Origin of the sequence: Pseudorhodoferax soli, from assembly GCF_003337555.1 — a bacterium.
Taxonomy (GTDB): domain Bacteria; phylum Pseudomonadota; class Gammaproteobacteria; order Burkholderiales; family Burkholderiaceae_C; genus Pseudorhodoferax; species Pseudorhodoferax soli.
In genome coordinates, this window is record NZ_QPJK01000001.1 from 1,305,586 (window position 1) to 1,331,162 (window position 25,577).

At 68.2% G+C, this 25,577-nt stretch carries 30 protein-coding genes; 8 read left to right on the plus strand and 22 right to left on the minus strand.

Translation table 11 applies throughout. From position 1 onward, the window contains the following. The first annotated feature begins 72 nt into the window (after positions 1-72). Positions 73-1,056, plus strand: coding sequence for a Bug family tripartite tricarboxylate transporter substrate binding protein (locus DES41_RS05965; RefSeq protein ID WP_114466640.1), 984 nt, complete (start codon positions 73-75; stop codon positions 1,054-1,056). Here the strand turns inward: DES41_RS05965 and DES41_RS05970 are convergent. The 6 genes from DES41_RS05970 to DES41_RS05995 form a co-directional block, all read right to left on the minus strand. Next, the gene (locus DES41_RS05970) at positions 1,043-2,266 is read right to left on the minus strand and encodes a right-handed parallel beta-helix repeat-containing protein (RefSeq protein WP_147282800.1); all 1,224 of its coding nucleotides are present in this window, start codon (positions 2,264-2,266) and stop codon (positions 1,043-1,045) included. The two genes, DES41_RS05965 and DES41_RS05970, sit on opposite strands and share 14 nt — an antisense overlap. A 202-nt stretch (positions 2,267-2,468) precedes the next feature. Next, positions 2,469-3,059, minus strand: coding sequence for an SCO family protein (locus tag DES41_RS05975; RefSeq protein ID WP_114466642.1), 591 nt, complete (start codon positions 3,057-3,059; stop codon positions 2,469-2,471). Positions 3,060-3,061: 2 nt separating this feature from the next. Beyond that, complete coding sequence (gene cyoE / locus DES41_RS05980) at positions 3,062-3,973, minus strand: heme o synthase (RefSeq protein ID WP_114466643.1); 912 nt, start codon at positions 3,971-3,973, stop codon at positions 3,062-3,064. Next, entirely contained in the window at positions 3,970-5,139 is a 1,170-nt protein-coding gene (locus DES41_RS05985) for a COX15/CtaA family protein (protein WP_114466644.1), read from the minus strand. The genes cyoE and DES41_RS05985 overlap by 4 nt, the downstream gene beginning before the upstream one ends. Further along, entirely contained in the window at positions 5,136-5,870 is a 735-nt protein-coding gene (locus tag DES41_RS05990; protein ID WP_114466645.1) for a hypothetical protein, read from the minus strand. The genes DES41_RS05985 and DES41_RS05990 overlap by 4 nt, the downstream gene beginning before the upstream one ends. Beyond that, a complete protein-coding gene (locus DES41_RS05995; protein WP_114466646.1) occupies positions 5,812-6,558 on the minus strand; it encodes an SURF1 family protein in 747 nt (248 codons plus the stop codon). Before DES41_RS05995 ends, DES41_RS05990 begins: the two co-directional genes overlap by 59 nt. A gap of 2 nt (positions 6,559-6,560) precedes the next feature. Between DES41_RS05995 and DES41_RS06000 the strand changes: the two genes are divergently transcribed. After that, a complete protein-coding gene (locus DES41_RS06000) occupies positions 6,561-6,788 on the plus strand; it encodes a twin transmembrane helix small protein (RefSeq protein WP_114466647.1) in 228 nt (75 codons plus the stop codon). A gap of 60 nt (positions 6,789-6,848) precedes the next feature. Here DES41_RS06000 and DES41_RS06005 read toward each other — a convergent pair whose 3' ends face one another. The 7 genes from DES41_RS06005 to DES41_RS06030 all read right to left on the minus strand — a co-directional run bounded on the left by DES41_RS06005 (position 6,849) and on the right by DES41_RS06030 (position 12,896). Beyond that, positions 6,849-7,730: a cytochrome c oxidase subunit 3 gene (locus tag DES41_RS06005; RefSeq protein WP_114466648.1), complete on the minus strand. Its 882-nt coding sequence runs from the start codon at positions 7,728-7,730 to the stop codon at positions 6,849-6,851. A gap of 1 nt (position 7,731) precedes the next feature. Then, complete coding sequence (locus tag DES41_RS06010; RefSeq protein ID WP_114466649.1) at positions 7,732-8,337, minus strand: cytochrome c oxidase assembly protein; 606 nt, start codon at positions 8,335-8,337, stop codon at positions 7,732-7,734. Then, positions 8,334-8,447: a cytochrome oxidase small assembly protein gene (locus tag DES41_RS38715; protein ID WP_211332900.1), complete on the minus strand. Its 114-nt coding sequence runs from the start codon at positions 8,445-8,447 to the stop codon at positions 8,334-8,336. Before DES41_RS38715 ends, DES41_RS06010 begins: the two co-directional genes overlap by 4 nt. Before the next feature lie 12 nt (positions 8,448-8,459). Then, positions 8,460-10,085, minus strand: a complete 1,626-nt coding sequence (gene ctaD / locus DES41_RS06015) for a cytochrome c oxidase subunit I (protein ID WP_114466650.1) — start codon at positions 10,083-10,085, stop codon at positions 8,460-8,462. A gap of 39 nt (positions 10,086-10,124) precedes the next feature. After that, positions 10,125-11,312 carry a cytochrome c oxidase subunit II gene (gene coxB / locus DES41_RS06020; protein ID WP_114466651.1) on the minus strand — a complete coding sequence of 396 codons (1,188 nt, stop codon included), beginning with the start codon at positions 11,310-11,312 and terminating at the stop codon, positions 10,125-10,127. A gap of 40 nt (positions 11,313-11,352) precedes the next feature. Further along, positions 11,353-11,829, minus strand: a complete 477-nt coding sequence (locus tag DES41_RS06025) for a DUF2244 domain-containing protein (RefSeq protein ID WP_114466652.1) — start codon at positions 11,827-11,829, stop codon at positions 11,353-11,355. Positions 11,830-11,990: 161 nt separating this feature from the next. Beyond that, complete coding sequence (locus DES41_RS06030; RefSeq protein WP_114466653.1) at positions 11,991-12,896, minus strand: class I SAM-dependent methyltransferase; 906 nt, start codon at positions 12,894-12,896, stop codon at positions 11,991-11,993. A gap of 32 nt (positions 12,897-12,928) precedes the next feature. Here DES41_RS06030 and DES41_RS06035 point away from each other — a divergent pair, with 32 nt between their 5' ends. Beyond that, the gene (locus DES41_RS06035) at positions 12,929-13,639 is read left to right on the plus strand and encodes a ComF family protein (protein WP_114466654.1); all 711 of its coding nucleotides are present in this window, start codon (positions 12,929-12,931) and stop codon (positions 13,637-13,639) included. 19 nt (positions 13,640-13,658) lie between these two features. Continuing rightward, entirely contained in the window at positions 13,659-14,138 is a 480-nt protein-coding gene (locus tag DES41_RS06040) for a tRNA (cytidine(34)-2'-O)-methyltransferase (RefSeq protein ID WP_114466655.1), read from the plus strand. Here DES41_RS06040 and DES41_RS06045 read toward each other — a convergent pair. Together DES41_RS06045 and DES41_RS06050 are read right to left on the minus strand one after the other, a co-directional pair. After that, positions 14,129-14,584, minus strand: coding sequence for a MaoC family dehydratase (locus DES41_RS06045; RefSeq protein ID WP_114466656.1), 456 nt, complete (start codon positions 14,582-14,584; stop codon positions 14,129-14,131). The two genes, DES41_RS06040 and DES41_RS06045, sit on opposite strands and share 10 nt — an antisense overlap. A 28-nt stretch (positions 14,585-14,612) precedes the next feature. After that, positions 14,613-15,233 (minus strand): ParA family protein, encoded by a 621-nt coding sequence (locus DES41_RS06050; RefSeq protein WP_114466657.1) that lies wholly within the window; start codon positions 15,231-15,233, stop codon positions 14,613-14,615. A 79-nt stretch (positions 15,234-15,312) separates the two neighbouring features. Between DES41_RS06050 and kefF the strand changes: the two genes are divergently transcribed. Then, positions 15,313-15,915, plus strand: coding sequence for a glutathione-regulated potassium-efflux system oxidoreductase KefF (gene kefF, locus DES41_RS06055; RefSeq protein WP_114466658.1), 603 nt, complete (start codon positions 15,313-15,315; stop codon positions 15,913-15,915). A gap of 7 nt (positions 15,916-15,922) precedes the next feature. After that, positions 15,923-17,740 (plus strand): glutathione-regulated potassium-efflux system protein KefC, encoded by a 1,818-nt coding sequence (kefC, locus tag DES41_RS06060; protein WP_114466659.1) that lies wholly within the window; start codon positions 15,923-15,925, stop codon positions 17,738-17,740. Between the two features lies 1 nt (position 17,741). Here the strand turns inward: kefC and DES41_RS06065 are convergent, their stop codons facing one another. Genes DES41_RS06065 through DES41_RS06090 form a run of 6 tightly spaced genes read right to left on the minus strand, consistent with a single transcriptional unit; the run spans position 17,742 to position 22,428 of the window. Beyond that, the gene (locus tag DES41_RS06065; protein ID WP_114466660.1) at positions 17,742-18,326 is read right to left on the minus strand and encodes a malonic semialdehyde reductase; all 585 of its coding nucleotides are present in this window, start codon (positions 18,324-18,326) and stop codon (positions 17,742-17,744) included. 13 nt (positions 18,327-18,339) lie between these two features. Next, the gene (locus tag DES41_RS06070; protein WP_114466661.1) at positions 18,340-18,903 is read right to left on the minus strand and encodes a VOC family protein; all 564 of its coding nucleotides are present in this window, start codon (positions 18,901-18,903) and stop codon (positions 18,340-18,342) included. A 14-nt stretch (positions 18,904-18,917) separates the two neighbouring features. Then, on the minus strand, positions 18,918-19,907 hold the full coding sequence (locus DES41_RS06075; protein WP_114466662.1) for a zinc-dependent alcohol dehydrogenase family protein: 990 nt from the start codon (positions 19,905-19,907) through the stop codon (positions 18,918-18,920). Beyond that, a complete protein-coding gene (locus DES41_RS06080; protein ID WP_114466663.1) occupies positions 19,907-20,485 on the minus strand; it encodes an amino acid synthesis family protein in 579 nt (192 codons plus the stop codon). The genes DES41_RS06075 and DES41_RS06080 overlap by 1 nt, the downstream gene beginning before the upstream one ends. Positions 20,486-20,544: 59 nt before the next feature. Beyond that, on the minus strand, positions 20,545-21,513 hold the full coding sequence (locus tag DES41_RS06085) for a tripartite tricarboxylate transporter substrate binding protein (RefSeq protein ID WP_056665286.1): 969 nt from the start codon (positions 21,511-21,513) through the stop codon (positions 20,545-20,547). A gap of 54 nt (positions 21,514-21,567) precedes the next feature. After that, positions 21,568-22,428, minus strand: a complete 861-nt coding sequence (locus DES41_RS06090) for a fumarylacetoacetate hydrolase family protein (RefSeq protein WP_056665285.1) — start codon at positions 22,426-22,428, stop codon at positions 21,568-21,570. A 164-nt stretch (positions 22,429-22,592) separates the two neighbouring features. Here DES41_RS06090 and DES41_RS06095 point away from each other — a divergent pair, with 164 nt between their 5' ends. Beyond that, on the plus strand, positions 22,593-23,306 hold the full coding sequence (locus tag DES41_RS06095) for an FCD domain-containing protein (protein WP_114466664.1): 714 nt from the start codon (positions 22,593-22,595) through the stop codon (positions 23,304-23,306). Here DES41_RS06095 and DES41_RS06100 read toward each other — a convergent pair whose 3' ends face one another. Then, complete coding sequence (locus DES41_RS06100) at positions 23,307-24,062, minus strand: sulfite exporter TauE/SafE family protein (RefSeq protein WP_114466665.1); 756 nt, start codon at positions 24,060-24,062, stop codon at positions 23,307-23,309. A 265-nt stretch (positions 24,063-24,327) separates the two neighbouring features. Here DES41_RS06100 and DES41_RS06105 point away from each other — a divergent pair, with 265 nt between their 5' ends. After that, positions 24,328-25,530 carry an ABC transporter substrate-binding protein gene (locus tag DES41_RS06105; RefSeq protein WP_114466666.1) on the plus strand — a complete coding sequence of 401 codons (1,203 nt, stop codon included), beginning with the start codon at positions 24,328-24,330 and terminating at the stop codon, positions 25,528-25,530. The last annotated feature ends 47 nt before the right edge of the window (positions 25,531-25,577 follow it).

The following is a 25,577-nucleotide window of genomic DNA, read 5'->3' on the forward strand; positions in this document are numbered from 1 at the left end:
GAACGCCAGCGCCCGCGCTGGCGTTTTGCTGTGTGGGGCCCAGCCACCCCACCGAGAAGGGAAGAGGAAGACATGTCCCATCACCTGCCCCGCCGCGCCGTGCTCGCCAGCGCGGTCACCGGCCTGATGCCGACCTGGGCCGGCGCCCAGGGCGGCGGCAACTGGCCCACCAAGCCCGTGCGCATCCTGGTGGGCTTTCCGGGCGGCTCTTCGCCGGACCTCACCGCCCGGGCACTGGCCGAACCGCTCTCGCGCGCCTTGGGTCAACCCGTCATCGTGGACAACCGCGCCGGGGCGGGCGGCAACATTGCTGCCGACCTGGTGGCCAAGGCCACGGACGCGCACACCATCGGCCTCATGATCAACGGCAACCTGACGATCGCCAGGCTGCTGAACCCGAAGACGCCCTACGACCCCGCACGCGACCTGGCGCCGGTCAGCTTGCTCGGCACGGCACCGCTGGTGCTGGCCGCCGCACCGGGCGTCCCAGCCCGCTCCGCGCAGGAGTTTTTCGCGGCGGCACGGGCAGCTGGCGGCCAATGGAATTACGGCACGCCGGGTGTGGGCACGGTGGCGCACATCGGCACGGAATTACTGAAGGCCAGGAGCGGCATCGCGCCCGTGCATGTGCCCTACCCAGGCAACCCGCAGGTCATCACGGCCATGGTCAGTGGCCAGTTGCAGATGGCATTGCTGCCGCCCGCGCTGGCCATGGCCCAGGTGCGCGCGGGCAAACTGCAGGCCGTCGGCGTCACTTCCACCGGCCGCAGTCCGCTGGTGCCGGAACTGCCCAGCCTTGCCGAAGCCGGCGTGCCCGGCTTTCAGCTGGAGATCTGGAATGCCGTGGCGGCCCCGGCCTCGATGCCGCAGCCCATCGTCGCGCGGCTGTCGGCACTGCTGAGCGACATCGTGCGCGCGCCGGAGATGCGCGAGCGCCTGTTCCAGCAAGGCTGGCAGGTGGCAGGCACCGCGCCCGAGGGCCTGGCCAACCGCATGCGCTCGGATACCGCCCTGCTGGGCGGGGTGATCCAGTCGCAGGGGATCAAGGCCGAGTGAGCAGTGACTCCGGCTGGAGCGCACCCACGACCACGGGCGGACCGTTCAGGCGCTGAACCTGCAAGGGGTGGACATACTGGGCCGAAGGCACGGCGGCCTCGGCTTGTCCGCCTTGGTATGCCAGGGACATGCCGCTGTCATTGAGCCGGTAGTCGTAGCGCGCAGGCTGCACGAAGGCGCTCCAATCGACCTTGCGGGTGTTGAAGTCGGTGTGTTCCATCGGAAGCTGCAAACCGCCTGGCCCTACCAGGAGGTTGTTGGTCAGCTGCACCCGTTCGGTTCCAGGCGCCGCACGCACGAAGGTGCCGCCATACGGTTGGTCGTTGACGAGGGTGTTGTTGGCGAGTTGCAGCGTGTTGCGCCGGTGGGCTAGGCCCTCGGCGCCGAAACTCACCATGACGGAGTTCTCCGTCCTGCGCCCCTGCTGCACCACATTGCCCACCAGATGGACCACCCCTCCATTGGGAAAATCCATCTCGTAGCTGGCCCGGCCACGGTCTTCGTCGGACAGCCGGTTGTAGAACACCTCGTTCACCGCCGCCCGGCTCTTGAGCAGGTGGCCCGTGTCGGCGTGGTGCAGGTAGCTGCCCGTGATGCTGAAGCGGCCGATGCGACCGACGTAGATGTTGTGGCTCTGGCCGTCGCCGTCGCCGTTGTAGCCGAACTCGCTGGAGACCACCTCCAGCTGGCTGTCGGGCTGGTTGCCGATGGTCAGGATGCCGTTCTGGTTGCCCCAGAACAGGCAGTGCGCAACCCGCAGGCGCCCGCCTTCGAAGCGGATGCCGGCGCCGTTCTTGTCCGCGACTTTCGCACCGACGAAATCGAAGCCCGAGATGTCGAAGTCGCCGTTGCGGATGACCCAGATCGCCTTGCCCTGCGCGCTGCGGCCGTCGGCGACCAGCCGGACCCGTCCTCCGACCGCCCGGATCGTCAATTGTTTCTGGCCCCAGACCGCCACGTCGCCCCGGTAGGTGCCTGCCTGCACCTCCACAGTGTCTCCGCTGCGCGCCAGCTTCGCCGCGGCGGCGATCGACAGCAGTGCCTCTTGCGGCCCGACGCGCCAGACCTTGCCTTCCAGCACCGGTGGCTCCGCGACCGGGGGCGCGGCCAGCTCCGGTACCGGTGGAACGACGAACACGGTGCGTCGCCGCTCGGCGGGGGATGGTGCATCCAGCCAGTCGCGCAACAGGCCCATGGCGGGCAGCGCCACGGTCTCAAGCTTGGTGTGGCCCTGCAACCGGCGCTCTGCGTAGTCCATCAATTCGCCGGGCGTGCGGCCAATGCGCTGGTACGCCCACCAGCCCATGGCCAGCGCGACGAGGCCGGCGCAGAGGACCAGCGCGGCGAGCCAACGCAGCCAAAGCCCTTTCGACTTTCCCTTGCGGCGAGACGGTGCGCGCATGGCCGGCCGCTCAACCGGCCTGCTTCAACAGCTGCCGCACATCGGCCAGCAGCGCATCGGCCCCCGAGCCGTAACGCACGTACAGGCGCAGGCGGCCCTGCGGGTCGTACACGTAGCTGCCGGCAGAGTGGTCCATCGTGTAGCTGGTGGGTGTCTTGCCTTCGACCTTCTTGTAGTACACCTTGAAGTCCTTGGCCAGTGCCGCCAGGCCTTCGGGCGACGTGCGCAGGGCAAGGAAGCTCGGGTCGAAGTTGGCCATGTAGGCCTTCAGCACGTAGGGCGTGTCGCGCTCCGGGTCCACCGTCACGAAGAGACCCTGCAGCTTGTCGCCGTCCGCGCCCAGCGACTGCTTGACCTGGGCCAGCTCGGCCATGGAGGTCGGGCAGACGTCAGGACACTGCGCGAAGCCGAAGAACACCACGACCACCTTGCCGCGGAAGTCCTGCAGGCTGCGTTCCTTGCCGTTGTGGTCGGTCAGGTGGAAGTCCCGGGCGTAGTCCGCCCCGGTGATGTCCACCGCCGTGAAGCTGGGCTTGGTGTCGGTGCAGGCGGCCAGGCAAGTGGCGGCGGCCAGCGCGATCAGGGTGCGTCGGTCGAGCATGTTCACAGCAGGTAGTGGTCCAGCAGCAGTGCCGCGAACAAGGCGGCCAGGTGGACCAGCGAGAAGCGGAAGGTCTTGCGCGCCAGCGCGTCGGAGTAGTTGCGCCACAGCCGAAAGCCATAGGCGCAAAAACCGATGCTGAGCGCCACGGCCGTGGCCAGGTAGAGCCACGAGCTCATGCCGTAGATGAAGGGCAACAGGCAGGCCGCGAACAGGATCAGTGTGTAGAGCCACACCTGCAGCCGCGTGAATTCGTTGCCATGCGTCACGGGCAGCATCGGCAGGCCGGACTTGCGGTAGTCCTCCACCCGGTACAGCGCCAGCGCCCAGAAATGCGGCGGGGTCCAGAGAAAGATGATCAGGAACAGGATCATGGCCTCAGGGCCCACATCGCCCGTCATCGCGGCCCAGCCCAGAACCGGCGGCATGGCACCCGAGGCGCCGCCGATCACGATGTTCTGGGGCGTCAGCGGCTTGAGGATGACGGTGTAGACCACGGCGTAGCCGATGAAGGTCGCCAGGGTCAGCCACATGGTCAACGCGTTGACGCTGAAATACAGCAGCACCGAGCCGCCGATGCACAGCACCGCGGAAAACAGCAGCGTCTGGCCATCGCCGAGTTCGTTCTTGGCGGTCGGGCGCCAGGCGGTGCGCTTCATGCGCGCGTCGATGCCCTTCTCGACCAGGCAGTTGAAGGCCGCGGCCGCGCCGGCCACGAGCCAGATGCCCAGGCAGGCCAAGACCATCTGCCGCAACTCCATCCAGGACGGCAGCCCCGGCACGGCCAGCACCATGCCGATCAGGGCGCAGAACACGATGAGCTGCACCACGCGCGGCTTGGTCAAGACATAGAACTGCTGGAAGCGCGACATGCTGGGCGGTGCGGTGGGAGCTTGTGGAAAGCCTGTGCTCATCGGGCGGCCTCCAGTCGGGACTGCAACCGGGACGGCGCCGGCGAACGCACCGCGTCCGTCGCGCACAGCAACCAGGTGAGGACCACGACCAGGCCAGCCGCACCGCCCGTGTGCGAGACGGCGGCCACCAGCGGCCAGTCCAGCACCACGTTCGACAGGCCGGTGCCGAACTGCCAGGCCGCCAGTGCGGCCAGCCAGCGCACCGGGCGCTGCAGTCCGGGCACGCGCCACAGCCGCCAGGCCAGCAAGGCCATGGCCGCAAGCACCGCGTAGGCCGCGAGGCGGTGGACATAGTGGATGGCCGTCAACGCCGGGAACGCGATATGGCTGCCATCGGCCAGGCGGCCCAGCGGGCGCCAGACCTGGAAGGCCTGCTCGAAGTCCATGGCCGGCCACCAGCTGCCCTGGCAGGTCGGGAAATCGCTGCAGGCCAGCACCGCATAGTTGGTGCTGACCCAGCCGCCCAGCGCGATCTGCAGCAGCACCAGCGCGGCCGTGCCCCACAGCAGGCCGCGCAGGCCTGGCGACAGCCCCACGGCCTGCAGCGCTCCGGTGCGGCGCGCATCGCGCACGACCTGGGCGCACAGCAGGGCCAGCAATGCGAGGCCGCCCAACAGGTGCAACACGACGATCGCCGGGAACAGCTTGAGCGTGACGGTCCAGGCGCCGAAGGCGCCCTGGAGGCAGACCCAGAGCAGCGTCAACGTCGGCCAGCCCGGGTGGATGGCGTGCGGGTCGCGCGGGCGCTGGCGCCAGGCCGCCCAGCTCACGGCGGCCAGGGCCAGGATCAGCACGCCGACCGCGGTGGCGAGGTAGCGGTGCACCATCTCGATCCAGGCCTTGGTGTGGGTCACCGGGCCCGTGGGCATGGCCGTCTGGGCAGCGGAGATCTCCGCATGCGCGCCGATCGGGCTGGCCTTGCCATAGCAGCCCGGCCAGTCCGGGCAGCCGAGGCCGGAATCCGTCAGCCGCGTGAAGGCGCCGAACAGCACCAGGTCGAAGGTGAGGAACAAGGTCAGCAGCGTCAGCGCGCGCCGCCGCCTGGCGGGCGAGGCACCACGGTTGCGCAAGGCCACCCATGCCAGCGGGCCCAGCGCGAGCACGACACCCATCAGCATCATGCGGGCGATCGGGCTCCAGTCGTAAGACGCCACGTCCATCGTCATCGGCCCGCGTTGTCCCAGGAGCCCGAGGCGCGCAGCAGGCGCTCGATGTCGCGCTTGGCCTTGGCGGCGCTCGCGGCGTCCAGCGCGGGGGGTAGCCGCATCATCCAGTTGCCCATGGGGTCGACGATGTACAGATGGGCGGGCAAGGCCTGGCCCGCGGCCGGGGCCAGCCACTGCGCCAGGGCCGCGCGGTCGACGCGCAACACCGTGGCGCTCTGCAGCGCCGGGCGCAGGCTCTCGCGCACGGGCGCCTCGTCGTTGACGAGCCAGACCCAATCCACGCGTTCCTTTTCCTTGCCCAGGCTCTCGCGCAGCTGGCGTTGCAGGTACAGGTTGCGTTCACAGGACGCGTCGCAATCGCCACCAGCCACGCTGACCAGCAGCCACTGGCCCTTGAGGCTGGGAAGCCGCAGCGTCTGGCCATCCAGGCCCACGGCTTCGAGATCCGGCAGCGGCCGTTGCGGATCGATGAGTTCGCCGAACACGCTGCGCCCCTCGGGCCGGACCACGTAATACGTGAAGTACGAAGCGACCACGGGCGCGGCGCAGATCAGCACCACCAGCAGCATCTTCAGCCGCCCACTGCGCGTGCGCTGCGCTTGCACGCCAGCAGCCTCGGCTTCGGCCGGCGACGGCAACGAATGGACCGTCAGGCCCAGCGGCTGGTCGACCTCAGCCATGGCGCGCGAAGCGCCGAACGGCGGGACGTCGGACAAATTGGAACCAGACATAAAGACCCGTCAGCAAGGCGCAGAGCCCGAACCACTGGAAGGCGTAACCGTAGTGCTTCTCGACGCCGGTCTTGGGCACTGGCCATTCACGCAACAGCCCTGCTCCATCCTCGCCCGTCTGCTGCACCGACTGCTGCCACAGGGGCAGGCCGGTCTCCTGGGCGAATGCGCCGAGGTCCAGATTCTGCCGGATCGTGCCCTTGTCCTCGCCCGCGAACTCGTAAAGCCTGGACGGCGCAGGGACGACGAGGCCGGCGATGTCGACCAGCCCCGCCGGCGTCGGGATCTTGGGCAGCGCCGTGCGGTCGACGAAATTGCGCTGCACCCAGCCGCGCTGCACCATCACCACGGTAGAGCTGTTCTCGAGTGCCAGTGGGGTGAGCACGTAGAAGCCCGGCTGGCCACGCATCTGCCGGTTGTCCAGGAAGACGGTGCGCTCGGCGAGCCACAGACCACGCAGCCGCACCGGCCGGTGCAGCAGCGCCTGTGGGTCGGCCGCGCCCAACATGGCCGGCGCATCGAGCGCGGGCAGTTGGCCTTGCGAGTCGATGGCCGCCTGCAGGGCCTCCTTCTCGGCCGCGCGCGACAGCTGCCAGCGCCCCAGCGACGCCGTGACGGCGATGCCCACCAGCGCCGCCAGGGTCACCAGCCAGAAGCGCAGGCCGAAGCGCCGCGCCGGATAATCCACCCATGAGCTACTTCGCACTGGTTGCCTTCATCGCCATCATCGCAAGCCTGGGTGCCGCCCTGTACTTCATGCTGCGCGGTGGCCAGGATGCCGAGGGCAAGACCCGACCCAACCACATGGCGCGCGCGCTCGCAGTGCGCGTAGGGCTGTCCATCCTGCTGTTCTTGTGCATCCTCATCGGCTGGAAATTGGGCTATCTGCACCCGACCGGCATCCCCGCCGGCAAGTAAGAGAACAAGAAAAATAAAAAGGGCCGCTGCGCGGCCCTTTCGATGCGAGGCCTTGCAGCCTCAAAGCCAGTACACCAGGATGTACAGGCCGAGCCAGACCACGTCCACGAAGTGCCAATACCAGGCCGCGCCTTCGAAACCGAAATGGCGCTCCTTGGTGAAGTGGCCCTTCATCAAGCGCAGCGTGATGAACAACAGCATCAGCATGCCCACCAGCACGTGGAAGCCGTGGAAGCCCGTCAGCATGAAGAAGGTGGAGCCATAGGGGCCGGAGTTCAGCTTGAGGTTCAAGTCGCGGTAGGCATGCACGTACTCGTAGCCCTGCACGAACAGGAACACGATGCCCAGCAGCACGGTGGCCCACATCCACTTGATGGTCTTGCTGCGCTCGCCGTGCTGCAGGGCATGGTGGGCGATGGTCAGCGTCACGCCCGAGGTCAGCAACAGCGCGGTGTTGATGGTGGGCAGCCAGAACGGTGTCATGGCCTGGAACGGCTCGACGATGTTGGCGGGCGAGCCGGTGACACCGGCGGCCATGCTGGGCCACACGGCCTTGAAATCAGGCCACAGCAATGCGTTGTCCAGGCTGCCGAGCACCGGCATCGAATGCACGCGCATCCACCACAGGGCCGTGAAGAACGCGCCGAAGAACATCACCTCCGAGAAGATGAACCAGCTCATGCTCCAGCGGAAGGACAGGTCGATCTTGCGCCCATACAGGCCGCCCTCGCTCTCCGTCACGGCGTCGCGGAACCACTGGTACAGCACCACCCACCAGAACAACAGGCCGAAGGCCAGCGACCACTTGCCCCAGTCGTGCCCGTTGATCCATTGCGCCGCGCCGAGGATCACGAAGAACAGGCCGATGGCGGCCATGATCGGATGCCGCGAAGGCCCTGGAACGAAGTAGTACGGCGTGGATCCGTGGGTCGTGGCACTCATCTCAGCTCCTGGTTTCTTTATTGGTTTGCGCCGCCGCGTCGGCACTGGCGGGTGCCGGCGGCGTCTTGCCGCCCACCTCGAAGAAGGTGTACGACAGCGTGATCGTGGTCACGTCCTTGGACAGCTTGGGGTCGATGATGAAGGCCACCGGCCATTCCTTCTTCTCGCCCGCGTCCAGCGTGTACTGCGTGAAGCAGAAGCACTCCAGCTTGTTGAAGTGCGCTGCAGCCTGTCGCGGCGCATAGCTCGGGATGGCCTGCGCCGCCATGCGCCGGTTCTGCACGTTCTGGAACTCGTACATCACGGTGGCCAGTTCGCCCGGATGCACTTGCATCGAACGCACCGCCGGCTTGAACTCCCAGGGACCGCGCGAATTTGCGTCGAACTCCACCGTGATCGTGCGGGTGAGGTCGACCTGGGTGTTCTCGGGCGTGACCTTGGACACCACGCCGGGCACCTGGCGCTCGGACAGCGACAGGATGTTGATGCCCGTCATCTCGCAGATGGCGTTGTACAGCGGCACCAGCGCATAGCCGAAGGCGAACATGCCGGCCGTCACCACGGCCAGCTTGCCCACCATGCGGATGTTGGCGCGCCGGATGCTCATGAGCGGCCCAGGTAGACCATCTTGACCATGAAGCCGATGAAGAACGCCAGTGCCACGGACAGCAGGATCAGGCCGGTCCGCAGGTTCTGCTTCTTCTTGTCGGGCGTCATCGGCCTGTGTCCTCAGCCAACCACGCGGGTAGCCGTGGCATCCAGCTTGGGCGGGTTCTCGAAGGTGTGGAACGGGGCCGGCGACGGAACTTCCCACTCCAGGCCTTCGGCCGCTTCCCAGGGCTTTTGCGGAGCCTTCTGGCCCTTGCCCAGCATGCAGGGCAGCACGACGAACAGGAAGAAGTACACCTGGGCGATGCCGAAGAAGAACGCGCCCACGGTGGCGATCGCGTTGAAGTCGGCGAACTGCATCGGGTAGTCGGCGTAGCGGCGCGGCATGCCGGCCAGGCCCAGGAAGTGCATCGGGAAGAAGGTCACGTTGAAGGCGATCAGCGACCACCAGAAGTGCACCTTGCCGCGCGTTTCGTTGTACATGACGCCCGTCCACTTGGGCAGCCAGTAGTAGACGCCGGCGAACATGGCGTACAGCGAGCCAGCCACCAGCACGTAGTGGAAGTGGGCCACGACGTAGTAGGTGTCCTGCAGCTGGATGTCGATCGGCGCCATGGCCAGAATCAGGCCCGTGAAGCCGCCCATCGTGAACACGAAGATGAAGCCGACGGCGAACAGCATGGGCGTCTCGAAGGTCATCGAGCCCTGCCACATCGTGGCGATCCAGTTGAAGATCTTCACGGCCGTGGGCACGGCGATCAGCATGGTCGCGTACATGAAGAACAGCTGGCCCGTGACCGGCATGCCGGTCGTGAACATGTGGTGCGCCCAGACGATGAACGACAGGATCGCGATCGACGAGGTGGCGTACACCATGGAGGCGTAGCCGAACAGCTTCTTGCGCGCGAAGGCCGGCACGATCTGGCTCACGATGCCGAAGGCCGGCAAGATCATGATGTAGACCTCGGGGTGGCCGAAGAACCAGAAGATGTGCTGGTACATCACCGGGTCACCGCCGCCAGCGGGGTTGAAGAAGCTGGTGCCGAAGTGGCGGTCGGTCAGCGTCATGGTGATGGCGCCGGCCAGCACAGGCATCACGGCGATCAGCAGGTAGGCCGTGATCAGCCAGGTCCAGCAGAACATCGGCATCTTCATGAGCGTCATGCCGGGGGCGCGCATGTTCAGGATGGTCACGATGATGTTGATCGAGCCCATGATGGACGAGGCGCCCAGGATGTGCATCGCGAAGATGCCGGCGTCCATGGAGGGGCCCATCTGCAGCGTCAGCGGCGCGTAGAGCGTCCAGCCGGCAGCGGGTGCGCCGCCCGGCATGAAGAACGAACCGACCAGCATGCCTGCCGCAGGGATCATCAGCCAGAAGCTGAAGTTGTTCATGCGCGCGAATGCCATGTCGGACGCACCGATCTGCAGCGGGATCATCCAGTTCGCGAAGCCCACGAAGCCCGGCATGATGGCGCCGAACACCATGATCAGCCCGTGCATGGTGGTCAGCGAGTTGAACAGCTCGGGGTTGACCAGCTGCAGGCCGGGCTGGAACAGCTCGGCGCGGATCAACAGCGCGAGCACGCCGCCCACCATCAGCATCGTGAAGCTGAACAGCAGGTACAGCGTGCCGATGTCCTTGTGGTTGGTGGCGAACAGCCAGCGGCGCCAGCCATGCGGCGCATGGTGGTGTTCGTCGTGGGCGTGGCCGTGGTCGTCGTGGGGATGGAGGACTGCGCTCATCTCTGTTTCCTTCTGTGCGGGAATGCGCCGGTGTTCGGTTTACTTCGCGCGCAGCGCGACGACTTCGGAGGGCTGCACCAACTGGCCGGTCTTGTTGGACCAGTTGTTCTTGGTGTAGCTGGCCACCGCCGCAAGGTCGGTGTCGCTCAGCTGCTTCCACGACGGCATGGCACCGTTGCCCGCACCGTTGAGCAGGATGGTCAGCTGCTTGGCGTGGTCGGTGTCGAGCACGATGGGCGAACCGTCCAGCGGCTTGATCGGGCCGGCGCCCTTGCCGTTGGCCTGGTGGCACGCGGCGCAGTTGGCGGCGTAGACCCGCTCACCGCGCTTGACGATGTCTTCCAGCGTCCAGACCTTGGTGGGATCGTCGAGCTTGGCCGCAGCCTTCTTGCGCTCGCCATCGACCCAGACCGCGTACTGCTCTGCCGTCACCACCTTCACGTGGATGGGCATGTAGGCGTGTTCCTTGCCACACAGCTCGGCACACTGGCCGTAGAAGTCACCGGTCTTCTCGGCACGGAACCAGGTGTCGCGCACGAAGCCGGGAATCGCATCCTGCTTGATGCCGAAGGCCGGGACCATGAAGGCATGGATCACGTCGTTGGCCGTGGTGATGATGCGGACCTTCTTGTTGACCGGCACCACCAGCGCGTTGTCCACCTTGAGCAGGTAGTCGTCGACGGACTGGCCCTTGGGCGGGCCGCCGGCGTTGGACATCGCACGGTGCGAGCTGTCCAGCGTGGAGACGAAGGAGATGCCTTCACCCTCGCCCTTGATGTAGTCGTAGCCCCACTTCCATTGCATGCCGGTGGCCTTGATGGTCAGGTCGGCATTGCTGGTGTCCTTGAGTGCGACCACCACCTTGGTGGCCGGCAGCGCCATCAGGATCACGATGACGAACGGCACGATGGTCCAGATCACCTCGACCACCACCGACTCGTGGAAGTTGGCAGCCTTGTGGCCGACCGACTTGCGGTGCTTCCAGATGGAATAGAACATCACCGCGAACACGGCGAGGAAGATCACCGTGCACAGGATCAGCATGAACCAGTGCAGCCACTGCTGCTCTTCGGCGATCTTGGTGACGGGAGGATGCAGGTTGAGCTGGCGCACAGCCGGGCCGCCTGGAAGGTCGTTGACCGCGTGGGCCGCTGTCGCGAGCCAGGCCCCCGATACGAGCGCGGTGCGAGATAGCAGGGAAGTCAGCTTGTTCCAGATCATTTTCATCGTCGTCTCTACTTCTTCAACCTTTTATGAACCACCCTGCTCAGGCCCCGCGCAACGCCATCCGGATCTCGCGCGCCAGCACCGGCCGCAGATCCGGGCGCACGTAACGCCCCACTTCGACGCATCGCCCCTGCCCCGACACCTCGATCAGCGAATGGTCGCTGGTCTTGGGTTCGACACGGACCCATTCCCTGCGGAACTCGGCCCGCTCCAGGCGCCCTGCGTTCTCGAGTTCGACGACCAGATGGCCGTCCTGCAACGAGATGCGCTCGCCATCGGTCGCGTGCCGGGAATAGGCCAGAAAGGCCACGCCCACCAGAACCACTTCCAGCCATGCGAACGGCAGGATCAGCTTGGCACCCTGCAACCAGAAGAATGTCCCGATCCCGAGCGACACCACACAGATCGACGCATACAGGCCGCCCAACTGGCCCGGCGTGATGGAACAGTTGCGCTTCAGCAGCCAATGGATGCCTTGGCCCGAGACGGTGGCGAAGCGATAGACCAGTTTCGACACAGACAACGTTCAAACATCAATGCGGCGCACCCCGCGGGTGATTGCACCCGCCGGAACAACGCCTGGTTCATTCGTGGGGAAGCCCGAAATGCGTTTAAAAACCCTTCATTGTAGCCCGTGAATATTGCACGAATGTCCGCTGCCGGACACCCGAAAGACCTTCACTGGCCCTCGCCTTTGCCATGGCGCAACAGCCCGCGCATGTCCTCCAGCGAAACCGCGCTCTGCGCCGCCACCGGCACGCGCGCCGCGGGCCGGAATGCATGTCCGTAGACGATCTCGAAGGTCAGCGTCAGGCGCCCTTGCTCGGCCGGATCCGCCAGCTGGCGCGTGAGTTCGGCGCGCAGCTGCGCATGCCAGTGCCGGCCCCGCAACGCGCCGAAGCGCTCGGGATGCAGGTTGCGGCCCAGCGCACGCAGGTCTTCGAGCAGCTTGTCGGGCGTGGCGTAGGTCAGGCGGATGCGCTCCATGTCCATGATCGGCTCGGCAAAGCCGGCCTGCACCAGCATGTCGCCCCAGTCGTGCATGTCGGTGAAGGCGTGGCCAGGCGGCGGCCAGCCCAGCGCGGCGTAGACACGGCGCAGCTCCAGCAGCGAATCGGGCCCGAGGCAGGAGAACATCAAAAAGCCGTCGACCGCCAGCGCACGGTGCCAGTCGGCGATCAGCGCCTGCGGATCGGCCACCTGGTGCAACAGCATGTTGGACCAGACCATCTGCACGCCGCCGGCCGGGGGCATGCCCGCGTGCTGGGCTGCGGCACTCCAGCGGCCTGGCTTCCACCAGGCCTCGGTGCCCGCATCGAGCACCTGCTGTGCCAGGGCGGGCGAGGACTCGACCACCCAGGTCTCGGCGCCGGGGTAGCGCTTGCGCAGCTCGGCATGGACGCCCATGCCGCCGCGCAGCGCATGCCAGTTCGCCCACGACGTCGGGCTGCGCTTGATCCATTGCAGGCGCTCGGCCATGCGGCGCGCCACCTCGTCGTGCAACCAGGGCGCGGTCTGGACCGGCTGCTGCGCCCAACGGGCGGCAGCCACTGGGGCGATGGTGGGGGGACGGTGCTGGCTCATGGCGGTGCGCGACGAGTATATTGAGCCGCACCATGCTGCGCCGCGGGCTCGCCTCCCTGCTGTCGCGCCTGCCGAGTCAGTGCGCGGTGTGCCGCAGCTGGCAAGACCAGCCGCTGTGCGAAGCCTGCATCCAGCGCTTCGCCCAGCCACAGCCGCGCTGCCGCACCTGCGCCCTGCCGCTCACTGGCGGCGCCACACAATGCGGCGCCTGCGTGCGCCATCCACCACCGCTGGATGCCTGCATCTGCGCTGTGGACTACGCCTACCCATGGGTCGATTGCATTGCCCGGTTCAAGTTCCGCGCGCAGCCGGGCTGGGCCGGCACCCTGGCCGAGTTGCTGCGCCACACGCCCTGGGTCGAGCCGGCGCTGGAACGCTGCACCCTCGTGCTGCCCATGCCGCTGTCGGCCGGGCGATTGCGCCAGCGCGGCTTCAACCAGGCCCTGGAACTGGCCCGCCGCCTCGCGCCCGACAAGACCGACGCCCGCCTGCTGCTGCGCATCCGCGACACGGCGCCGCAGCTGGACCTGAGCGCAGCAGAACGCCGGCGCAACGTGCGCGGCGCCTTCGCCCTGGAACCGCTGCGCGCAGGCCACGTGCGCGGCGCCGATGCCGTGCTCGTGGACGATGTGATGACCAGCGGCGCCTCGCTGTTCGCGGCGGCAGAGGTGTTGCGCGAGGCCGGCGCGGGGCGTCTCACCGCGCTGGTGCTGGCACGCACGCCCGCGCCTGTGGAGCAGTGACACCGCGGACAATCGCCCCATGTTCCACATCGTCCTGGTCGCCCCCGAAATCCCACCCAACACGGGCAACGTCATCCGGCTCGCGGCCAACACCGGCTGCACGCTGCACCTGGTGGAGCCGCTGGGTTTCTCGATGGACGACAAGCACATGCGCCGCGCCGGGCTGGACTACCACGAGTACGCCGAACTGCGCGTGCACGCGGACTGGGCCGCCCTGCTTGCCCGCGAGCAGCCGCCCCTTGCGCGCATGTTCGCAATGACCACGCGCGGCTCGCGCAGCGCCCACGGCCTCGCGTTCCAGGCCGGCGATTGGTTCGTCTTCGGTTCGGAGACCAGCGGGCTGCCGCCGGCACTGCGCGACAGCTTTCCCCTGGACCAGCGCCTGCGCCTGCCGATGCGGGCCGGTCAGCGCAGCCTGAACCTGTCGAACGCCGTGGCGGTCACGGTGTTCGAGGCCTGGCGCCAGTGCGGCTTCCCAGGCGCCGCCGATCAGATATAGCGGCGCACGATGGACTCGGCCACGCAGGCCGGCTTGGCGGCGCCCTCGAGTTCCACCGTCACTTCCCAGACCTGCTGTACGCCGCCGCCCGACACCGGCTCGCTGCTCAGCAGCTTCAGATGCCCGCGCACGCGGCTGCCGGCGGGCACGGGCGTGATGAAGCGCACCTTGTTGAGCCCGTAGTTCACGCCCATGCGCGTGCCCTCGACCTTCACGGCACTCGCGAACAGCAGCGGCAGCAGCGACAGCGTCAGGTAGCCATGCGCGATCGGCGCGCCGAACGGGCCGGACTTCGCGCGCTCTGGATCGACGTGGATCCACTGGCGGTCGCCGGTGGCCTCGGCGAACAGGTCGATCTGCTTCTGCGTGACCGTGGTCCATTCGCTGGTGGCGATGTCCTGGCCCACCAGGGCCGTCAGTTCGTCCAGGGTGCTGAAGGTCTTCATGCTGTCTCGTCTTCCTCGTTGTTGAAATTCAGGGGGTGTCCAGCCAGCGGCACAGGTCCTGCCACTGCTCCAGGTCCTTCTCGACACGCTGCGGCGCCACGTCGAACAACGTGAGCCCGCGTGCCGCCAGGTGCACGTAATTCTGCGTGTTGCGCAACTCGCCCAGCACCGGCAGGTTCAGGCTGGCGATGTAGGTGCGCAACTTGTCGGCCGCCAGGGTGCGCGCGTCCACGCGCATGCCCACGAGGCCGATGGCCAGCTTGTCGGCGTGGCGGTTCTCGGCCACCTTGTCCAGGAAATCGCGCGTGGCAAAGATGTCGAACACACTGGGTTGCAAGGGCACGACCAGCTTGTCGGCCATCTTCATCACATCGTTGAAACGCCAGCCGTGCAGCCCGCCCGGTGTGTCCAGCACCACATGCGTCGTGCCCTTGGGCGGGCGCACGATCATGTCCGATGTCATCTCCCAGGTGCTGATGGGCCGCGCCTCCTGTGGCCGCAGGCACAGCCACAGGCGCGAGGACTGCTGGCGGTCCGCATCGCCCAGCATCACGGCATGGCCCTGCGATGCGAAATAGCCGGCGATGTTGGTGGCCAGCGTCGACTTTCCGACACCGCCCTTGGGGTTGGCAACGACCACGACCGGCATGCGCTCTCCTCTGTGTGTCCGCGGACTCGGCTCCGCTCGGGTATGTTACCCACCCCTACTTGCGCATTCCTTCGACAACATGCAAGGCATCTACCTGATCGCCGCCCACCCGGCCTGGCGCGAGTCCCGCGTGAACCGCCGCCTGCTCCAGGCCGCGCAAGCCCTGGCTGGCGACCTGCCACTGGACATCCAGGACCTCTACGGCAGCTACCCCGACTACCACATCGACGTCGCGGCCGAGCAGGCCCGCGTGGACCGCGCCCGGCTGCTGGTGCTGCTGCACCCGATCCAGTGGTACAGCATGCCGGCCCTGCAGAAGCTGTGGTTCGACGAGGTGCTGACCTATGGCTGGGCCTTCGGCGCGGCCACGGCCGAGCCCGGCTCGCACGAGCAGGCGCCCAGCGGCACGCCCGGCACCGCGCTGCGCGGCAAGGACTGCTGGCTTGTCGCCACCACCGGCGGCCCGGCCGAGTCGTACAGCGCCGAGAGCTACAACGGCCACCCGTTCGAGGCCTACCTGCCGCCTTACCGCCAGACCGCCGCGCTGTGCGGCATGCGCTTCCTGCCGCCGCTGGTGCTGCACGGCGCCCACGGCGCGAGCGGGCAGGACATCGCCGCGCACGCCGAGGCCTTCGCCGAACGCTTGCGCAGCTACCCGCAATGGGCCGGCGCCGGCCGCTGAGACCGCCATGGAACACGCACCCGCCTGGCTGTCCAACAGCTTCATCTACCTGGCCGCGGCTGTCCTGGCCGTGCCGATCTCGCGCGCGCTGGGCCTGGGCGCCATCCTCGGCTACCTGGCCGCTGGCATGGCCATCGGCCCCTGGGGCCTGGCGCTCGTGCCCAATGTGCAGGACGTGCTGCACTTCGCCGAATTCGGCGTGGTGCTCATGCTGTTCCTGGTCGGCCTGGAACTGGAACCGCGCCGGCTCTGGAGCCTGCGCCGGCCCATCTTCGGTGGCGGCACGGCACAGGTCGCCGTCTGTGCGCTGGCCATCTACGCGGTGGCGCTGGCCTGCGGCATCGCCTGGAAGACCGCGCTCGTGGCCGCGCTGGGCCTGGCGCTGTCGTCCACGGCCATCGCGCTGCAGGTGCTGGGAGAGCGCAACCTGCTCGGCACGCGCAGCGGCCAGGCCGGCTTCTCGATCCTGCTGTTCCAGGACGTGGCCGCGATCCCCATCCTTGCGCTGCTGCCGCTGCTGGGCGTGGCCGACCAGGGCGCCGACGACGGCTCGGCCGCACTCCAGGCGCTGCGCACCGTGGCCGTCATCGCCGGCATCGTGCTGGGCGGCCGGCTGCTGCTGCGCCCCGTGCTGCGCTGGATCGCGCGCAGCCGCACGGCCGAAATCTTCACCGCCGCCGCGCTGCTGCTCGTCGTGGGCATCGCCTACCTCATGCACAGCGTCGGCCTGTCGATGGCGCTGGGTGCCTTTCTCGCCGGCGTGCTGCTGGCCGAGAGCGAATACCGGCGCGAGCTCGAGGCCGACATCGAGCCCTTCAAGGGCCTGCTGCTCGGCCTGTTCTTCATCGCCGTGGGCATGAGCATCGACTTCGGCGTGCTCTGGCGCGCACCGGGCACCATGGCGCTGATCGTGCTGGGCTTCCTCGGCATCAAGCTCGCCGTGATCCATGCACTGGGCGCCGTCATGCGTTTGCCCGCGCCCGAGCGGCCGGTGTTCACGCTGCTGCTGGCCCAGGGCGGGGAATTCGCGTTCGTGGTGTTCCAGGCCGCCGTGGGGGCCCGCGTGCTGGCGCCTGACATCGCCTCGCTGCTGACCGGCGCTGTGGCACTGTCCATGCTGCTGAGCCCGCTGCTGCTGGTGCTGGCCGACCGCTATTGGCTGCCGCGCTTCAATCGCACAAGCGCCGCGCCGGCCGAGGCCATGGCAGAGCCGCAGCAGGCGCCCGTCATCATCGCGGGCTTCGGCCGCTACGGCCAGATCGTCGGCCGCGCATTGTTCGCCCAGGGCCTGCAATGCACGGTGCTCGAGCACGACGCCGACATGATCGAGGCCATCCGCCCGTTCGGCTTCCGCGTCTTCTATGGCGACGCCACGCGGCTCGACGTGCTGCGCGTGGCCGGCGCAGAACAGGCCCGCGTGCTGGTGCTGGCCGTGGACGATGTGGCGCAGAGCCTGCGCGTCGCGGCCCTCGTGCGCGAACATTTCCCGCACCTGGAGATCGTCGCGCGGGCGCGCGATGTGCCGCACTGGAACGCACTGCGCGACCTTGGCGTGCAGCGCGTGGAGCGCGAGCTGTTCGAGTCCAGCCTGCGCAGCGCGCGCAATGTGCTCGAGGTGCTGGGCGCGCCGCCGCACGAGGCGCGCCATGGCGTGATGCGCTTCCGCGAGCACAACCTGGCGCTGTTCGAGCGCATGCACCCGCACCACCAGGACCGCGCCCGCAGCATCGCGGTGGCACGCGAAGGCCGGCGCGAGCTCGAAGACCAGCTGGCGCGCGAACGCGAGGAGCGTTCTCAGCGCCGCCCGCCCGGTTGGCGGGACTGAGCTACAGCAGCGTGCAGGCCTGCGCGAACGCCAGCCGCGCGTTGCGCGGGAACAGCAGGCGGTCGTCGCCGTAGCCCAGGTTCACCAGAAAGTTCGCCTGCCAGCGTCCGTCCGGAAAGAACGCGGCGTTGACCTTGGCGATGTCGAAGCCGCTCATAGGGCCGCAGTCCAGGCCCAGTGCGCGCGCAGCGAGCATGAAATACGCGCCGCCCAGCGTGCCGTTGCGCGTTGCCGTGGCTTCAGCCAACGCCGGGTTGCCTTCGAAGCTCTCGCGCGCACCCTCGCGGTGCCAGACCTCGGGCATGAACTCGAAGAAGCGCGTGTCGGTGGCCACGATCACGGTGACCGGGGCCGACATGGTCTTGTCCAGATTGCCCGCAGACAACGCCGGGCGCAGCCGCTCGCGCGCGTGCGGCGTCGTCAGAAACACATAGCGTGCGGGCTGCGTGTTCATCGAGGTGGGCCCCATGCGGGCCAGTTCGTAGACCTGTTGCAACAGTGGCAGCGGCACGGGCCGGTCGGTGAAACCGTTGGCGGTGCGGGCCTCGCGGAAGATCTGCTCGGGCGACATCGGTGTGTGCGTCATGGTTTCCAAGGATTCAGCCGCGCAGTGCCGCCTGGGCCGCGGCATTGCGCGCAGCAAAGCGCAGGCCCCATTCCGCCACGGGCATGAAGCTCGGGTCGCTGCGCACGATGCGCTCGGTGTCGGCCCAGATGGCCGCGTCGTCCAGGTCGATGTCCAGCGGGTCGCCATGCGGCTGGCTCACGTACCAGGGCGTGTCCAGGTACACCTCCACCGTGTTGTCTTCCGGGTCCAGGCAATAGATGGACAGCGCGTTGCCATGGTTGAGGCCGCGCATCTTCGTGGCGCCGAGGGCCAAAGCCCGTTGGCGCGCTTCGCGCAGGTGCGCAATGGTCTGCACCTTGAACGACAGCTGCATCACGGTGCTGGGGCTGTCCGGCCCGCGGCTCGACGCCAGCGCCAGCTGGTGGTGCTGGTCGTTGCGCCCACTCAGGAACACGATGGTGAACGGGAAGGTGAAGCCCACGCCGCGGTCGGTCTCCTGCATGTCGAACACGCCGCAGTAAAAGCGCTGCATGGTCTCGACGTCACGGCAGAAGATGCCGCAGTGCGACAGGTTGGGTTGGTAGGAGGTGTCCATGGTGTCTCCGGCGTTCAGGGGTGCAGCACGATCTTGCCGAGCGTGCCGCCTTGGTCCAGCAGCTGGTGCACCTGGCGCGCCTCGGCCAGCGGAAAGCGGCTCGCGCGGGGCGCGCGCACACGGCCTGCGGCCATCAGCGCGATGGCCTGCTCCATGAGGCCGCGGCGCAGCGTGCGGTCCGCGTCCACCGCGTGGATCGAGAAGGTGCGCACCGCGAGGCTGCGGCCCAGCAGCTGGCGCAGGGTGTCGAACACGTCGGCACTGGGCGGGCCCTGCACGATGTTGTAGGAGACGAGCATGCCCGAGGGCGCCAGCGCATGCAGGCAGGCCGTGAACAGCGCGCCGCCCAGGTGGTCGAAGGCCAGGTCCACGCCGCGGCCACCGGTCTGCGCCATCACCTGCTCGGCAATGCGCGCGGGATCGCCGTCCACCAGCACATCCACGCCGTGGGCCAGCGCGAACGCCTGCTTCTCCGGCGTCGAAGCCGTGCCGATCACCCGCAAGCCACGCTCACGCGCCACCTGGGCCAGGGCCGTGGCCACGCCGCCGGCCGCGCCCGGAACCAGGATCGCCTGCGCCGGCGCATTGCCGTTGCTGGCCAACAGCGCGATGGCGAGCTGGAAGTTTCCAAGGCTCACGGCGTCGTCGAAAGCGATCGCATCGGGCAGCACGAACGGCGCCTCGGCCGGCACGCAGATCGCCTCGGCATAGCAGCCGCCGCGCTGTGGCAGTTCCCGCGCGCTGACCAGAACGCGCTGGCCGACGCGTGCTGCGTCCACACCGGCGCCGACGGCATCGACCGTGCCTGCCATCTCGTTGCCAGGAATGGCCGGCATCGGCGGCATCCACTTGTAGCTGCCGTTGCGGATCAGCACGTCGGGGCCGCCCGCGCCGATGGCCACGGCGCGCACGCGCACCTGGCCCGGGCTCGGCTCCGGCAGGGCCAGCGTGACCAGTTCCAGCACCTCCGGGCCACCCGGGGCCTGCAGTTGGACCGCGCGCATCAGCGTTGCCCGTCGTGCACGGCGACCTGGTCTTTCGCCAGGCCGCCCAGGCGCGCATGCACGCGCCCGCCCGTGCCCATCACCAGCGCGAACAGGATCTCGTCGGGACGCGGCGCGTCCTGGATGCCGATCTCCATGCTGTTGTAGTGGCTGCGCACATACGAGGCGTGGATGTGATGCAGCGGCACCATGAGCCGGTAGCCCGTGGCGGCCACGGCCTTGGCGGCCGGCACGATGGCCTTGGGCTCGCCCAGCACCGCGCGCATGGCCCAACCGCCGGCCTCGTGCCAGACGGCGCCATGCTCCATCTCGCCGTTCACGCCGACGATGGCGGCCTTGCTGTAGACCTCGACCTGCTCGCGGCCCAAGGTGTCGACCAGCTCTTGCGCCAGCAGCGTGCCCAGGCTGCGCAGCGCGGCCATGAAAGGCAGCAGGTCCGGCTCGTAGCGGCCCGCATATGGGTTGCGGATGACGGCGCAGGCGGCCGCCAGCTTCAGGGGCACGGCAGGCGGCGGGCCGCCCTCGTGGAAGACCGTCTCGACGGTCAGGCTGCGTTTGCGGATGGCGATCAGGGACATGAACGGGCTTTCGTCGGCGTCATTGCTTGGGGATTCGGATCACTGGCGTGGCAACTGCGTCATTGGCGTGGAATCTGCGATTCGGCCACCACCATGGTCCATTTTTCGAGCTCGCGGGTGACCATGGCCTTCATCTCGTCGGGCGTGCTGCCGCGCGCCTCGCCGCCCATGTCTTCCAGCCGCTGGCGCACCGCTGGCGCCTGCAGCGCCTTGTGCGTGTCGGCGTTCAGCCGGTCGACGATGGGGCGCGGTGTGCCGGCGGGCGCCAGCAGGCCGGCCCAGGAGCGCACGTCATAACCCGGCACACCCTGCTCGGCCACGGTGGGCACGTTCGGCAGGCCGGGCCAGCGCTGCGGGCCGGTGGTGGCCAGCGCGCGCAGCTTGCCGGCCTGGATGTTGGACATCACGGCCGTGGGCGGCGCGATGATGAAGGGCACGTCGCCCGACAGCAGCGCGGTGACGGCCGCGGCGTCACCACGGTAAGGCACGTGCAGCATCGGCACCTTGGCCATCTTGGCCAGCAGTTCGCCGGCCAGGTGGTGGGTGGAGCCGATGCCGGCCGAGCCGTACGACACCGCGTCGGCCTTGGCCCGCGCAGCGTCCAGCACGTCGCCGAAGCCGCGCAGGCGGGCGTCGGCGCGCACCACCACCAGGAACGGAAAGAAGGTAACGGTGGAGATGGCCTCGAAATCGGCCACCGTCCTGTAGGGCAGGTGCTGGTACAGCGCGCCGGCCACTGCGTGGCCACCCGTGGCCAGCAGCAGCGTGTAGCCATCCGGCTTGGCGCGGGCCACGCTGCCGGCGGCGATGGTTCCGCCGGCGCCCGTCTGCGACTCCACCACGACGGGCTGGCCCAGCGTCTTGCCGAGTTCCACGCCAACGGCGCGGGCGATGGCATCGGCGTTGCCGCCAGGCGCGAAGCCCTGGTAGATCTTGAGCGCCCGTTCGGGCCAGGCCTGCGCCAGGGCCGGCAGGGCTGTGCTGGCACCCCAGGCGGCGCCCAGGGCGAGAAGGTCGCGTCGTTGCATGCGTGTCTCCGCGGCGGCCCGTCGTGCGGGCCGTCCTGTGGTGGAAGGTCGAATTCAGTCCTGCGCGACGACTGGGTTGCGCAGCGTGCCGATGGCCTCGATCTCCACCTCGACCACGTCGCCCGGCTTCATGAACCACTGCGGCTTGCGGCTCCAGCCCACGCCGGCCGGCGTGCCGGTGGCGATCACGTCGCCCGGCACCAGCGTGAAGATGGTCGAGGCGTAGGCGATCAGCTTGGGGATGCTGAAGATCATGTGGCCGGTGTGGCTGGACTGCACGGTCTCGCCGTTCAGGCGCGTCACCAGCTTCAGTTGGCGGCCCGGCTCGATCTCGTCGGCCGTGACCATCCAGGGGCCAAAGCCGCCGGTGGATTCGAAGTTCTTGCCCGAGGCGATCTGCTTGGCGTGGAACTGCCATTCGCGCACGCTGGCGTCGTTGTAGACGCTGTAGCCGGCCACGTGGTTGAACGCGTCGGCTTCGGCGATGTCGCGCCCGCCCTGGCCGATGACGACGGCCAGTTCGCCCTCCCAGTCCAGCGTCTCGGACACGCGCGGGCGCACGATGGGGCCGTTGTGCGGCGTCTGCGAGCGCCACACGCGCAGGAAGATCGGCGGCTCCTCCGACAGCTCGCGCTGCATGCCGGCGGCCAGCACCTCCTGGTGGTGGTCCATGTAGTTGCGTACTGCGCAGACGATCTTCTCGGGCTGCGGGATCACCGGCAGGAAGCGGATGTCGCCCAGTTGCGCATCGGCCTTCAGGCCCACGACCAGCGCATCGCGGCGCGCGAAGTCGGCACTGGCGATGAAGTCGGCCAGGGTGGCGTGGCCGGTGCGCTGTGCCAGTTCGGCGACGCCGTCGCCGAGCACGACGCCCCAGGTGTCGCGGCCGGCGAGGTGGTAGGACAGGAGTTTCATGAGAGGGAACCTTCGACGTGGATGGAGGGAGATGCCGCAGGTCCGAGGCTCCGTGGCATGCGGCAAATTTTATGCATAAAACATGTTTTGGGCATAGTAATTGTTTTGTGCTCGTTTACCCTGAGCGTGCGCGGTCTGCATGTCCGGCACGAAAACGAGGCTGCATGCATAGAATCCAGGCCGTGAACACCGCCGCCCCCGCGACCGAAGCTGGCGCCCCCTTGACCGAGCAGGCCTTTCGCAGCCTGCGCCACGACGTGCTGGTCGGCACCTTCGTGCCTGGCGGCAAGCTCAAGCTCGACGAACTGCAACGCCACTACGGCTACTCCAGCAGCCCGCTGCGCGAGGCGCTGAGCCGGCTCGCGCAGGAGGGACTGGTGCGTGCGGACGAACGCCGCGGCTTCCGCGTGGCGGCGCTGTCCGAGGAAGACCTGGACGACATCACCCACATGCGGCTGATGCTGGATGTGCAGGCGCTGCGGGGCGCCATCGCGGCCGGTGACGACGCCTGGGAGGCGGCCATCGTCTCGGCCTTCCACCGGCTGGACAAGGTGGAGTCACGGCTGACGGATGGGCCGCAGGTGCTCGACGACGAGTGGAGCGACGTGCACCGTACCTTCCACCTGGCGCTGCTGGCGGCCTGCCCGTCCGAGCGCCAGTTGCGCTTCAGCGCCAGCCTGTTCGACCAGGCCGAGCGCTACCGGCGCTTCTCCGCGCGCCACCGCCAGGTGGCCAAGCGCAAGTCGGCCGAGCACCGGCGCCTCATGGATGCCACGCTCAAGCGCGATGCCGACACGGCCTGCGCACTGCTGGCCGAACACATCCGCAGCACGCAGCGCAACGCAGAGAGCGCCTTGCGGCGCGGCGCTGGCGCCTGATCAGCGCAGCCCATCCCACAGCAGCTTGAGCCCCGTCAGCAGCATGCCGATGTTGATGAGCCGGTAGAACAGCGCGGGCGACACGCGCCGCGCGAAGCGCACCCCCGCCCACACGCCGAGCGGCGCGAACGGCAGCAGCACCAGCGACGTGGCGATGTTCTGCGCATCGAACAGGCCGAGCCAGGTGTACGGAATCCACTTGGACAGGTTGATGCAGAAGAAGAACACGGCCATCGTGGCCGCGAACTGCACGGGCGCCAGCTTGAGCGGAATCACGTAGGCGTTGATCGGCGGCCCGCCCGTGTGCGAGACAAAGCTCGTGAAGCCCGACACCGTGGCCAGCACGCGGCCGGCCCAGCGCGGCGGCGGCGCGCTGCCGGCGTGCGGCGGAAAGAGCCAGCGCTGCGCCAGGAACAGCAGCGTGAACACGCCCACCAGCGTGGAAACGGTGTGCCCGTCGAGCACGCGGAACAGTGCCGTGCCGACCACGGTGCCAAGCAGCCCGAACGGGATCAGCAGCCACAGCAGACCTTTGTCGAGGTCGCGCCGGAACGCGGCCACGCTCAACACATCGCACAGCAGCAGCACGGGCATCAGCAAGGCCGCGGCCTGCGGCACCGGGATGGCCAGCGCCATCAGCGGCACGGCCAGCGAGCCGAGGCCGGCGCCGAAACCGCTCTTGGACAGGCCCAGCAACAGCACGGCCGGGATGGCCGTGGCGTAGAACGCCCAGCCGGTGATCAGAGGCAGGTCCATGCGCGGTGGTGTGCGATCGTGTGAAAAAAAAGCCGGCGCAGTGTAGGCGGGCCCCGTGCTCGCATGGCCCGGGCAACCGGCGGAAGCGGCCCGCGCCAACGGCTGCGGCATCGGGGTTCCCCCTGCGGCCGGCCGCCTGAGCGCTGTCCCGGCAAACTGTACCTGCTTCGAGGGATACAGCTGCCCTACAGTCGGGCTGCAGCACCGCCGCCAACAGAAGCGGCGTGCCGCCCATCCCCGAGTCCATTCCCAAGGAGACAAACCCATGCCATCGGTCCACCGTTTCGCCAAGCTCGCCGTCGCCGGCGCCATCGCCGGGTCCCTGTGGGCCGGCGCCGCCGCCTACGCCCAGGACATCAAGATCGGCTACACCGCCGACCAGTCCGCCAGCGGCGTGGCCGAACTCGGCATCGCGGGCCGCTGGGGCTTCGAGGCCGCCATCGAGGACATCAACAAGGCCGGCGGCATCATGGGCCGCAAGGTGGTCGGTGTGGTCCGTGACGACCAGGGCACGCCGCCCAAGGCGATCCAGAACATGACCGAGCTGATCGACGCCGAGAAGGTGCACGCCGTCGTCGGCCCGGCCAACTCGGGCAACGCGCTGGCCTGGCTGCACCTGCCGCAGCAAAAGAAGATCCCCGTCGTCGTGCCCATCGGCACCGCCACCGAGATCACCAACCGCTACGCCAAGGAACCGCAGAACTACCTGTTCCGCGTGTCCATGGTCGACCGCGAGCAGGTGGCGCTGCTGGGCGCCTACGCCGTCAAGGCGTCCAAGGACAAGAAGATCGCCATCCTGGCCGACTCCACCGGCTACGGCCAGGGCGGCATCAAGGACGCGACCGACATCCTGGCGCTGCACGGCGTTACACCCGTGGCGACCGAGAAGTACGGCCCCAAGGACACCGACATCACCTCGCAGCTGTCCAAGATCAAGGCCGCCGGCGCCGACACCGTGATCATCTACGGCATCGCCGACGGCACGGCCCAGGTGCTGCGCAGCATGGAGAAGATCAACTACATGCCGGTGACGCTGGGCACCTGGGGCAACCTGTCCTCGCTGCTGCCCAAGATGGCCGGCGAAAAGCTCTCCGAGCACCTGATCCTGGCCGCCTCAACCACGGAGGACACCAACGCCAAGACCAAGGCGCTCGGCGAGCGCGTGCGCAAGAACTTCCCCACGCTGACCACCTTCCCGTGCTCGGCCCAGGCGTACGACTCGGTCATGCTGCTGGCCGCGGCGATGAAGCTGGCCAACAGCACCGACGGCGAGAAGGTCGCCGCCGCGTTGGAGAACGTGACCGGCGTGGAGGGCGTGATCAAGACCTACAACAAGCCCTTCACCAAGACCGCGCACGAAGGCCTCTCGGTGGCCGACTTCTACCTGGCCCGCTGGAAGAACGGCGCCCCGGTGCGCTATGAAGACCAGTTCACCAAGGCGTTGACGCCGGCCGACCTCAAGAAGTAAGCCCGTCTGGGCGGCAGCGCCCACGCCACGCGGCGTGGGCCTTCTTT